Genomic DNA, 11,268 nt, shown 5'->3' with positions numbered 1-11,268 from the left:
ACCGGCAAAGCGCCCGACCACGTCGTCACCTAAATCCGAATAGCTCCGGGAGATTGATTTATGACTATGGATAACGCGAGCTGGAAACTGAGGCGTCGTATCATCGCGTAGCGCCCAGGGGGCGAGCACAAACCGCTGTGGATAGGCGCCGAGCGCATATTTCCCGGGCGGCGCACGGTGAACGGCTGGCCGTCCGCAGGAACGTATGGCTCACGGAGACTTCGATCGACAGAGACGCAGCCTGCCCACGGGCGGCCTCTGCGCGAGGATTAATCCATCGCAATGCGCTCGCCAGACTTGCTTGATGAGCTACTCGACCACTTTCCACGGCCTTTGCGGACTCGGCGCGGCATATTCCTTTCCGCTTAAGATCATCTGGTGAAATGCGAGCGTCGCGTCCTTGCTCCCGATCGGCAGACTTTACAAATCAAGCGGTCCGATTTGGCGCTCTCCGCTAAGCTATTCGGGCCCGTCAATTCAACGATGCTGGACTGCATGAGTAGCATCATCCACGCCACAAATCTCAGCCTGCTGATGCTGCGAACGGCGAGAAGCACTAGTTCGGCTTGTGCGGTCTGATCACCGTATTTCCAGGCGCCATTTGTGCCCCCCGGGCAGTCCGCCGGTACTAGATGTGATTGCGACCTGGGCTGTGGGAGACTTGAGACGTTTGGCGTTAGGCTGAGATTTTTTGTCCGCCAGCCAACGCGCAACCTGGTGGCAGGGTTGGTGGGGCAGTACCAGCGCTCGCATGAAAGGTGGCCGATGTCGCGAGGCCTAAATGCCGCAGCGGGATCTCTCCTGGGCGATCGTGACCGCGGCAAGGCCCAACATCACGTCGCGGTTGATGCCGAAATGGAGGCGATAGAGCCACCAGATTGCGCAGCACCGGTCGAGATCGGAGAGTGCCCGCGCGCGCTTTATTGCTGCTGCGACCCGCGATATTGGCTTCATGACACGTCTCATCTGGAAACCTGAACGTCTCGGGACCAGTGCTCTAAGTTTGGTGAGTTTTTGATCGGTGACGGTCGGCTGTCGCGCGCATGCGTCGGCAAAGGATTGGGAGCTGAGGTTCATGTTTGCCATGGCATTGCGCGTCTCGAAGCTTGATGGGAACACGCATATGTGCATCCGACCTTTCCGTAACCTTACGATGCAAGTACTGCTTCTCAAACACTCAGACCTGGTAGTGATAATTGACAGCACTCTTATGCAGTAGTTACGCGGTGGCGCGCGTTAGTTCGCAGACCCGATGCTGTCGCATCGAACCGATCGGAGTCGATGGCGTTGGCTGCAGCTCGGAAAACGGGGCGGCGCGGGCCCGGAGCCATGTGATATCGCCTCGACTCATCGATGGCAGGTTGACGATCCTGAGCTTTATTCGCGCCTGATGAACCCGTTCCTCGCGACTGGCCGTTAATTGGAGACGGTGATCCACTGCGACTTCCTGCCGCTGTGGGGATGCAGTCAACGAATGTGAATTCGTTATTTGAACAGCTCGCCAGCCGACCACCTAGCCGATTGACACGCGATATAGCCAGGGTAGCAAGGCTGCCTGCCCACTACACTGGTCCGGTACGGTCGACAGCACGTTGCGCAGCCTGTTCCGCCCTTTACGAATATGAGGCCAAGCGAATACGAATTTGGCGCGCACCATCCACTCTCTGAGGACGATTCTTCAACTGAACAGACTACCAATGCATCATCATGCTGTGCGCACACGCATGCTCTAAGACCAATTTCCTGGTCGCGATGACCGGGTTCGTTGAAGTCTGTGCTGGCCCCGCCTATACCGCAGAGAAAATACTTCATTCTTCTCCATGTTAGCCAGCTTGAAGAAGCCCCGCCGCGCATGGGCAATGCGAAACCCGGTGTAATCGGCCGCACCTACTTCTGCCGGTCGAACACCGGTTCGAACCCGCTGTAGCGATCGGCGTACGGGATGCAGGCGCGAAGGCGGCCAGATTCTTCTGGAGATGCTCGCCTCGTCGGTCGCTCGAGCCGCCGTAGACTGCCGCCGGCGGCGCAGGCCCGGTGGCCGGCCATCCCGCACACAAGTGCAGAACCGCCCGGTTGTACACTTGCCATTCGCCAAGATACGGATGGTGTGGTGACTAGGCCGGCGGGATTTCACCTCCAGCCTCTCGCAGAACCGGGCGCATTGGACGGAATGCGCGCCGTTTCTAATCCGTGAACAGACGCTGCTGAGCACGGTTCTGACCGAGCTTTTGTAGATGGCGACCGCTTGCGCTGCTGGATTAGCTACCCACAACGAGATTTCATCCCGCTGTACAGAGCGCTTGTTAGAGAGACCAATGTCGGCAAGTTGACGATACGCACGGTCAGACAAAGCGCGAAAGCAGCAATTTCAGTTTGGTATGCGGATTGCTTTGTTACGGCGTCGTCACCGATCGCTTCCAAGGCGACGGATAGGTAGCAACATTTAGCAGAGGCCCGGCTATGTCGCAGGCTGAGGTAGAACGGTTTGTCAAGAATCTAGCAAAAGAGGGTAGTCTGCTCGAAAACCTTAAGCAGAGTGCTACAGGTCTTGCACCGATTGTAGCGGTCGGAAAGAGCCACGGCTACGATTTCACGCTTGACGAGGTTAGGAGCTGCATCCGAGTGCCAGGCCGACACGAGCTGATGCAGCTCGACGCGATTGTCGGCGCCAAGCAGGATTTGAGCGGTGCGGGCTTGAGCAGGATTGTGCATACCTCAGCGTTGGCTAGTTCAACGTCGGAGGCACCCACGAGGGCCGTGCAAGCCGCGGAAGCGGGCCGTGACCTAGTCGCTATCGTTTTACTTATTGTAGTTGTTGTCGCCGTCGCGGCATGACATATTTTTAGTTCTGGCTCGTCGACGATCCGGTGCGAAGAGAACTGAAAGCACGCCTCGTCAGGAGTGAGATCATTGCTTTCAGGCCTAGAGATGCGGCTTCAGGGCGCACCCGTACCGTATGACGCACACTGCCACCGAACACTGCCGACAGATTTTTGACCGGCGTACCCCCGAGCAACTGCGCACGTTGTCACACGTCAAGCGCTTCATGGAGCGGCTGGCTGGTGACTTGGAGTTCCGCAGGGCGCTTTCGGAGAACGTTGATTCCTCGAGCGGTAACAGAGCGCTACGGCATCGAAGTTGACCCAATGAAGATGCTGCCGCTCTGGCGCGGCGGCTACCTGAAACACCGCTTTAAGCCGGAGTCTACGCCCTGGCCCCTCGCTATGATGTGGGACGAGTTTATCTGCGAGATGTTGCGCCATCGCGACCTCCTGCGCGAAGAGGGCGAAATGTCGACGATCAACCCTCGCTTTCATGCTTGGCGTGAGCGCCAAATCCGGCGCTGCAACGACGAATTGGGCGGAACGGCGGCCTCGGTCACGTACCCCATCATCGCTTTCGAGCTGAGCGACGGCTGCACCGTCGGTTGCTGGTTCTGCGGCCTCTCGGCCGAGCGTTTCAAAGGCTATTACGAATATAGCGAAGAGCATGCAGCGCTTTGGCGCGGCGTGGTCGGTATCACACGCGAGATGTTTGGTTCGGCAGCCCGTACTGGTTTCTGCTACTGGGCCACAGAGCCTATGGACAACCCACACTACGACCGCTTTCTATTCGACTACTATCAGATCACGGGCGCATTGCCCCAAACAACGACGGCGGCCCCGCTCAAGGATCGCGCACTCACCAAGCGCGTGCTCCAACTGTTCAAGCGCTATCGGACCGTGACGAATCGTTTCTCTGTGCTGAGCACAACACATCTCGACCAGATTCACATGGCGTTTTCGCCTGAGGAGCTGATGGATGTCGAACTCGTCCTGCAGGGCAAGGAGGCGCTGACTGCAAAGGCTTTTGCTGGGCGCGCGCGCGCGAGCGGAGCGAGAAACTTAGGACCGCTAACAAGGATGATGCAATCGCTTTGCTGGAGGGCGATCACACGACGATTGCCTGTGTGTTCGGCTTTCTCGTAAATATGCTGCAGGGACGTTTACAATTGGTGACGCCGGTGCCGGGTAGCAAACGCTGGCCGCTCGGCTACCGCGTCTTGAGTGAACGCTTCTTCAGGACGCCTGACGAGTTCCGCAACGGGCTGCAGCGCATGATCGACCAGCATATGCTCGAGAGTCCAGCTCCCAAATTGCCGATCCGCTTCCGCAGGGACCTGCAATACAAGGCTGGGAAGCGATTGCTTTCATCTCCGCTCACGCAACATGGAACACCGGGTGCTGGACGACATCGCTCCGACTTCCGTTGGCCATCTAATCGCCTACGGCAACTGCACAGCGTCGGAGCTGGTTAGGCAGGTCACGACTGACGGAGCGAGCGTGCTCGCAGTAGCCGACCTGCTCGATCAGTTATACGCGGCCGGGGTGATTGAAGAAGACTTAGACGACAGCTTCGCCTGGCAGACCAGCTTACCTGTTACTGCGCTTTCATCCGGCAGCGGTTAGAGTTTCGGATTTTGTACGCCAGTGAGTCCGCCGGAAGAATTTCATTGTCGGGTTGCCCAGGCGAACGGTGCGTGATGCCCCTGCAGTTCCACCGCGCAGTCGAAAACATGGAAATTTGGAGTGCACGCAGCGGCGGCTACTCGTTCGTTATAAGCTTGCAGAGCCCGACCGGTCCTGGCTTTCGCGGAAGGTTCGGCTACGTCGCTTCGTGGCGTCCGCTTGACCAGAGCCGTGGCTCGATCAGGGTGCACGGCTCGCCGCTGCGGAGCTTCGCTGAGGCCGAGGACGCCTGCAACAGTATGCTCAATTACCTGAGAGACTGAACTGATTCCTGGTCGCTGGAAATGGGAGCATCTTAAAGATGCTGCAGTCGCGCCGGGTGTTCACCGGGGCGGAACGTACTTTGTAGCGATTGAGATTATCGCGGCCGATTTGTGCGGGCGCTACACGTTCTATCCGTCGGACCGGCTTGCTTCCAAATCGACCTCATGTGGATGATCTTGAAGATCATCTGCCGTCCCTCACGCCCGTCGGAGCAAACATGTTCGTCGAAGGCTCGACAGATTTGTTCGCGTTTCCCAATCCGGTAGCTAAGCCGCACCTCAGGATCGTGATCCACAAGACGCCACTAGCGAACGGCTGGTCCACCTACCGGATCACGAAATGATCACCACGATCCGTACGCGGTTGCGAGCCAGAACAGCTTGATGACAAGGGCGGGACAGGTCGTAACACCGTAATCCCAATGACTTCACTGATTTTGCCGTCCTATTACGCCTGTTTGCGGCGGCCGCGGTAATTGCACTGCCAGATCGTCGCGGAAGCGACCGGCCGGGGAGCGGGCTTTGGGCTTTGGCGGGGGGACGTTTATCGATCGCTACTCCTCGTTTCTGAAGCGGACAGACTGGGTGCACAACGCCTTCGAGGACTTGATTTCGAAGCCTCCGGCTCTCCGCCAAACCTGCCGAGCGGACGCGGGGATCGCGTCCGGAACCGTCAACGATGCAGAGTTCAACGGACACGTCTACTCCTCCAGGTCATCACCAGGAGTTGGCTACGTGATCGCGTTGCCGATGGGGCCCATGCCGTTAATCTCGAGCGGTGCCGAAATGCTCATGCTGCTCGCGGACACAAGTCTATGCGAGACGCTCGGAAACGCATTGACCAAAAAGGGGCTTGGAAAGGATTTAGAGCCGTGGCTGCTGCGGCTAAGGCGTCGGCTGAACCGCTTCTCCAGCCGGCCCTACCTCGCCAGGCGGTTCTCTAAACAGATCGGCTGGCAGTTCGGAATGATGATCCACCGGTACGTTCAGCTCGGAACAGCTGACACGCCGGACGTGCTCAGGGAACTTGGAGCAATTCCACTTGTCACCGACGTCCGCCGTTGGGGGCACCCACTTGAGGCTGGGAGCAACCTTAGATTCTTCGCGATTCAGTTCCTTCTCCTGGGTGCGGGCATGTGGCAGCTGGAGACCTGTGGATCGAGAAGACAACAGACGCAAGTCACTTCGAGATGGAATTGGCTGCTGATGGTTTTGCGTTTCGGGAATCGATCGGCTCTGTCGATGGAGATGATGTGGCTATACCGGGCACTCTGGGGCGTGGCTGATCCTGACATTGGCCGCATGGATTGAGGGATCTGTCCCAAGAGACCGCGCCTCGGTCACATCCACCGGCAAGGGAACGCCTCCAACGTCTCCGCGCCTACTTGCGGTCTCGAGAGCAGGAACAGCCGTCGATGACGCGCACCGAAGCACCAGACGCTGGGGACCAACCCAGGAGCGGATCTCGCAGTTCGAGACTGGGCGCCTGGAGAATCCGAGCCTCGAAACGGTGCTAAAGGCCTTCGCCACGCTCGGGATCGACCTGAACATCGACAGTGTGCCGGGATCTCTGCAGAACGACGACTTGGATACCGGTGATCTCGCGCTCGACGAGCCGAGCTTCCTCAAGTGACGGCGGCGATGAGAAAATTCATGAACGTCCTGATGGGCGGCGTCCCGATCGGCCGTCTCGAGCAGATGGATGCCGGCGTCCTAGCCATCGAGTATGCCGATCGTTGGCTCGCGGCCGACAGGGTTCAAATTCCGCTTTTCGATGTCCCTGCTTCTCGCCGCCAAGAAGCACTCCGGCGCGAAGGTGGCCAACTATCTCTGGAAACTGCTTCCGGACAGCGACCAGACCCTGCAGAAATGGGGACAGATCTACGGCGTGTCGCCGAACAGCGCGTTCGCTTTGCTATCGAAGGTCGGAGAGGATTGCGCCGGCGCGATCCAGATCGTCACCGACGAGTGGATGGCCGCCAACGCGGATTCGGCCGGGGGGTTCAGTGGACGACGAGGCCGAGGTCGCGAACCGCCTCAAGCGCCTGCGCGAGGAGATGGGACGGCGCGATAGACCCCCATCACTTTCGACAGGCGATTAGGTTTGCGTTGTTGCCCCAGGGGCAACAATCTAAAATAAGCAGTCTCAATTACTTGAGACAGAATGAGAAAGGCTGAAACAGCCTTGCCAACACTGGTCAATCACTGGGTTCTCCTCGCCGTCTGCTGGTCCAGTGGCAAATTTGCCTCTTGCGGGCGGGCCACGCCGCGGCTGGGAAGCACGTGGGAATCGATCACCTGCACGCCGGAGGTGCGATCACGTTATCGACGCCGCCGATCTGGTTGCGGATGACGATGGTGAGCCCAGGCACGCGCTGCTGTCCGGATGCACCCGCCTCGCCGTCTCGCTCAACCATCTGCTCGAGCGCACGAACAGCATTCACCGCGGGCGTTCCGTTACCTGTGTCGCGGATCTCGGCCAGCCGGCGGATATTTCGGGCGCGTTCGCTCTCTCGCAGCACCTGCAAGCCCGCATTGCAGTAGGCCTTCACGTGAGGCTTCTTGAACGCCTCTCTGAGCCCGTGGTCGGTCATCCCGGCGGCCATGGCAGCATCGGCCCTACGTGAGCCCTCGTACAGCATCAGGTCGACGGCGGTCTTGAGCTTGCCTGGGACGGTGAGCTTGCCGGAGCGGTTCTGAGCAGCAACGGCTTGACGTGTGGGCTCGGTCATGACTAGGTCCTCCGTGTGAGCGCAGCGCTAGCGACCGCCCACGGCCGCGGCGAACGCTTCGATCGCGCATGTGGGGGGATTGAACACAACCGATCGAATAGGCGTTCGCACCATCCCCGCTCTTGGGGAAATCCGCTTCAGCGTGATGGCGTTTCCAGACCGATCGGCGCCCCAATCCCAGCAGTATCCGTCTTTATGGCGCGGATAGGATCGTTGTGGGAAGGTGAAGCTTACGTGACCGATTGAGGTCAATCGTTAGCCCCCCTTGCGCTCGCCCTCCGGTTGCGATTTGATGCCGTTATTTATCGGTTTGGGGAGTATTTTAGATGATGGCTGGCGCAGACGAATTCTACAATCGTGTGGGTGGCGACAGGATCGGCAGCAGGCAGATCGATGAATTGATTGGGATCGCCCGCGGCTTGGTGGCAGACAACCAGATCAACCAAGCTGAAGTCGAATTCTTGCAGAAGTGGCTCGGCGCCAATCTTCACATCAGCGATCAGCCCGTCGTGCGAGTGCTTTACAAGCGGGTCGACGAGATGCTGAGTGACGGCGTGCTCGATGACGACGAGAAGACGGAGCTACTCGATACACTCAATCAGTTTTCAAACCGAGAGATTGATGGCTTGGGTGAAGTTCTCAAATCAACATCGCTGCCGCTGAACGATCCCGAGCCGCCACTGACATTCGCCGGTCAACGATACTGCTTCACAGGCACATTCAATTTCGGCTGCCGCAAGGAATGTGAGAGCGCGGTCGAAGGCCTCGGCGCCGAAGTCGGTAGCCTGACACAGAAAACAAACGTTCTTGTGATCGGCATCTACGCTACCGATTCGTGGAAACACTCCTCGTTTGGGAACAAGATCATGAAGGCCTGTGACTGGCGAGACAAAGGGTTTCCGATCAGCATTGTTTCCGAGCCGCACTGGAAGCGGTACCTTCCAGTGTAACGAGCTCTTGCGTTCGCAGCGGAAACTAAGGACGTGCATCGGAGGGGGATGCCGGCCTAGCTCCGGCCGCCCCGATGGCTGTGCCTTCGTGCATTTTGATGCCGGAGAAGTCGTTTAGCATTTTCGTGTAAACCGTCAGACCGTCAGATTTAGTTGGCACCGGCCGCTGGAGAAATGGATGATGGCCAGCCAGCAATTCCGACTAATCACCCTTCTTTATGTTGTTTGCTTCGTTGCCTGCGCTTTGACGCTCTCGGAAATCCGTCTTGCGGAGTTGCACAAACCGTCCCATAGCAAGCCTTCTCACCCTTGTAGTTGGCCAGCGCTTCGACCAACGTCGACATGACGTCCTGTTTCAGTTCGTCGGAGATAGGCTCAGGACCGCCTAGCGAGTTCAACGCCACCTCGACCAATTCGATTGCGCGATCCTTGTTGCCGCTCTCGTAATAATACTGAGCGACCGCCCCATAGGACAGGTACTTGAAGTCACCGTCCCCTTGCGGAGGATTCAGCGCAAGAATGTGTTCGGACAACTCTTTGCCCATCGCAAGGCGCTCGGCAGACGGGAAGTGGGAGTTGTCATTCGCCGGATCAAAGAGTTGGCGCAGCGCCCCTTCCATCCACTGCTCATCGTTTTTGTCGATCGCGTCGCGAGCGAATTGCCTCATAACCGGCAAGCCGGTCTGCAAGTTGCGCAGCCTGTGAAGCAATAGATCCGCATGGAGCGCGCGGAAGTTGAGGTCGTCCGGCATCACCGCGACGGCCTCTTCGACCGCCGAAACCGCCTTTGCCCAATCCTCCGCCTTCATCGCCGGCGAAAGCTTGGCGAGAATCGGCTCAGTCAGCGCCCGCTTACGCTTCATTTCGCGCATTTCGCGTCTTCCGCTGTCGATCCGCTCTGTATCGGCGGCTTTAGCTTCATCGCTGGTCCGCCAGCTGCCGTTAAGAACTTTCGGCAAGACGTCATCGAGCTGCATCGGAGGACCGATAAAGGCGATGTGGCCGTCACGGTCAACGACGAACGAGGTGGGAATCCCGACAGAAAAGCTGGACTCCATCCAAAGCTTGCTCATTTCGCCTGTGGAGTCGAACCCGATCCGATAGTTCAGGTTCGAGAACTTGTCGGTCAACCACGCGTCCAAGCTTGTTCGGGCCTCGTCCGCCGTTGGAGCTCGTTCGTAAGCTGCGACGCCGAGCAGCTCAAGTCCGCTGTCTTTGTATTTCTCTTGCAGCTGTACTAGATGAGGCATCACTGCCGCACATGGTCCGCACCAAGTTGCCCAAAATTCGACGATGTACACCTTCCCGGGCTGGAAGCTCGTGAGGGGCTCGCCGCGCAGCCAGTTCTCCACCTTGATCGGAGGAGCTGGGGACTCCATGCGCAGCACCATGTTGCTCTCCAAAACTATTGCCACTCATTGCGCGACTTTATGCGCTAGCCTGTCTCTCTCAGAAACGGAGCACACGGGTTCAAGAGAAGGAGAGCATCACTCGCTTTGCGCATCTGGTGTGCGCTCAGCCCTCACTCCGTGTTTCTGCATCCCAATAGCAACAGCCGTGCCACCTCGGTCAGCACGCATCAAGCGCCTGACTACGCTTTGAAAACTCCAAGGCGCCCCAAACGCAGCCGGTGTTTTGAACCTGACGGACTTTGTCCCGTGTCAGAAGTTGGACACGAAATCCTTGTGGGTGAGCGCTTGGTCATGCGAGCCGATCCGGCAAGATCTCGTGTCTAGGACTGCCGCCGCCCTAACGCAGCTTGTAGCAATGGCGGATAGGATCGATTTCGCAAGGGAGGCGCGCTCCCGCTCCAGGGTGACCAGCACAAGCATTTGAATAGGTCTTCCCACCGCCTTCGGCGAGACGATTGAGACGTCGGCTTCGATGATGCCCTCTGAGCGGAGCGCCTCTTCAATCGTCTTGACAGGGCGGTAGCAGAAAGCCCGGCCATTTCGCCGAGCACCTCGGAAGTTAGGCGGTCGTTCTTTTGCACAATCTCGAGCATTTGGGCGTCTACTCGATCGTATCGCATGATCCAGCTCCCGCTGAGGTGAATTTCGTCGCGAAATTCCCGTGCGATGCAGGAAACCGTCAAAACCTCAGGAAAGTGCGCCGCAAATAGGTTCAGGACAAGAGTATGCTGAATAAAGATAACGAGCGCAGGGAAATCAAAGCCATGGCAACCACCATGCCTTCAGACCCGCTGGAAATCCTTGCGGAGGACTTCAAGGAAGCCCTCCTGAGGCACTACTCCATCGGGCAGCGCAAGGCCGCGGTTTCCATCGGCAAGACCACCGGCGACTGCCCGCTACTATCTGTTCTCCTGGAGGACGGGCAGAGGCTTCACCTCACCGTCACGAAGGCCCGGTCATAATCGTCTTTCCACGATGGGTAATAATCTCCGGTGCCGTATTCTTCGACATGGCCGGCATCTATGCACCGCCGGCCAGAACGCGAGTCGCCACTTGCCTGGCTGATGCCGCGGCCGCGAGCAGGAGCGCGCTCGCGTCGCCGGGCGCTGTCCGGTGATCATCTCGACGCGAGGATGGGAATCACCTTCCTGCCTGGCATTAAGCATGGCATTTGCCATCGTTGCACCTCCGCCGATCTGCTCATGCCAAGCCGTATCGCTGGCGAAACTCGCGGTGGCGAGGTGGGGGCCTCATGCCGGTTACGGCCAACAGTTGATCTCGAATGAAAGACCCAGGTCAAGTGAGGCGACTTTATTTGCGAGGCGGCTCCGGTTGTCGCGAAGGTTCTTTCACCCGGGCGGGGCGGTCGGCCGCAATCGCTCAGGTGCACGGCTTGGATCCAG

The 11,268-nt window shown here is 58.4% G+C and carries 10 protein-coding genes and 3 pseudogenes; 8 read left to right on the top strand and 5 right to left on the bottom strand.

Going from position 1 to position 11,268, the window contains the following annotated elements; translation table 11 throughout:
* Nucleotides 1-777 precede the first annotated feature (777 nt).
* Together XH85_RS11345 and XH85_RS45815 are read right to left on the bottom strand one after the other, a co-directional pair.
* The gene (locus XH85_RS11345; protein WP_245473997.1) at nucleotides 778-954 is read right to left on the bottom strand and encodes a hypothetical protein; all 177 of its coding nucleotides are present in this window, start codon (nucleotides 952-954) and stop codon (nucleotides 778-780) included.
* 856 nt (nucleotides 955-1,810) lie between these two features.
* Nucleotides 1,811-2,107 (bottom strand): annotated as a pseudogene (locus XH85_RS45815) (IS66 family transposase); the annotation flags it as partial.
* Nucleotides 2,108-2,460: 353 nt separating this feature from the next.
* On the opposite strand from XH85_RS45815, the gene XH85_RS11335 reads away from it, so the two are divergent.
* The 6 genes and pseudogenes from XH85_RS11335 (at nucleotide 2,461) to XH85_RS11315 (ending at nucleotide 6,845) form a co-directional block, all read left to right on the top strand.
* A complete protein-coding gene (locus XH85_RS11335; RefSeq protein WP_128931949.1) occupies nucleotides 2,461-2,835 on the top strand; it encodes a Nif11-like leader peptide family natural product precursor in 375 nt (124 codons plus the stop codon).
* Between the two features lie 121 nt (nucleotides 2,836-2,956).
* Nucleotides 2,957-4,448, top strand: a pseudogene (locus tag XH85_RS47850) (radical SAM family RiPP maturation amino acid epimerase).
* Nucleotides 4,449-4,989: 541 nt separating this feature from the next.
* Nucleotides 4,990-5,115 carry a hypothetical protein gene (locus XH85_RS47260; RefSeq protein ID WP_276486066.1) on the top strand — a complete coding sequence of 42 codons (126 nt, stop codon included), beginning with the start codon at nucleotides 4,990-4,992 and terminating at the stop codon, nucleotides 5,113-5,115.
* Nucleotides 5,116-5,293: 178 nt separating this feature from the next.
* On the top strand, nucleotides 5,294-6,082 hold the full coding sequence (locus XH85_RS11320) for a hypothetical protein (protein ID WP_128931947.1): 789 nt from the start codon (nucleotides 5,294-5,296) through the stop codon (nucleotides 6,080-6,082).
* A gap of 199 nt (nucleotides 6,083-6,281) precedes the next feature.
* Nucleotides 6,282-6,404 carry a hypothetical protein gene (locus tag XH85_RS47255; RefSeq protein WP_276486064.1) on the top strand — a complete coding sequence of 41 codons (123 nt, stop codon included), beginning with the start codon at nucleotides 6,282-6,284 and terminating at the stop codon, nucleotides 6,402-6,404.
* A gap of 141 nt (nucleotides 6,405-6,545) precedes the next feature.
* The gene (locus XH85_RS11315; RefSeq protein ID WP_164940738.1) at nucleotides 6,546-6,845 is read left to right on the top strand and encodes a HipA N-terminal domain-containing protein; all 300 of its coding nucleotides are present in this window, start codon (nucleotides 6,546-6,548) and stop codon (nucleotides 6,843-6,845) included.
* 220 nt (nucleotides 6,846-7,065) lie between these two features.
* Here the strand turns inward: XH85_RS11315 and XH85_RS11310 are convergent, their stop codons facing one another.
* On the bottom strand, nucleotides 7,066-7,503 hold the full coding sequence (locus XH85_RS11310; RefSeq protein ID WP_128931945.1) for a hypothetical protein: 438 nt from the start codon (nucleotides 7,501-7,503) through the stop codon (nucleotides 7,066-7,068).
* 326 nt (nucleotides 7,504-7,829) lie between these two features.
* Here XH85_RS11310 and XH85_RS11305 point away from each other — a divergent pair, with 326 nt between their 5' ends.
* Nucleotides 7,830-8,453, top strand: coding sequence for a BRCT domain-containing protein (locus XH85_RS11305; RefSeq protein ID WP_128931944.1), 624 nt, complete (start codon nucleotides 7,830-7,832; stop codon nucleotides 8,451-8,453).
* Between the two features lie 206 nt (nucleotides 8,454-8,659).
* On the opposite strand, the gene XH85_RS11300 is transcribed toward XH85_RS11305, so the two are convergent.
* Both XH85_RS11300 and XH85_RS46295 read right to left on the bottom strand, forming a co-directional pair.
* Nucleotides 8,660-9,844 carry a TlpA disulfide reductase family protein gene (locus XH85_RS11300; protein ID WP_128931943.1) on the bottom strand — a complete coding sequence of 395 codons (1,185 nt, stop codon included), beginning with the start codon at nucleotides 9,842-9,844 and terminating at the stop codon, nucleotides 8,660-8,662.
* Between the two features lie 366 nt (nucleotides 9,845-10,210).
* Nucleotides 10,211-10,485, bottom strand: a pseudogene (locus XH85_RS46295) (winged helix-turn-helix transcriptional regulator); the annotation flags it as partial.
* Nucleotides 10,486-10,590: 105 nt separating this feature from the next.
* Here XH85_RS46295 and XH85_RS11290 point away from each other — a divergent pair.
* Complete coding sequence (locus XH85_RS11290) at nucleotides 10,591-10,827, top strand: hypothetical protein (RefSeq protein ID WP_128931942.1); 237 nt, start codon at nucleotides 10,591-10,593, stop codon at nucleotides 10,825-10,827.
* Nucleotides 10,828-11,268: the final 441 nt, after the last annotated feature.

Source organism: Bradyrhizobium zhanjiangense, assembly GCF_004114935.1.
GTDB lineage: Bacteria > Pseudomonadota > Alphaproteobacteria > Rhizobiales > Xanthobacteraceae > Bradyrhizobium > Bradyrhizobium zhanjiangense.
Note: the sequence above shows the minus strand (reverse complement) of the source record. Positions and strands in the feature narration are given on the sequence as shown.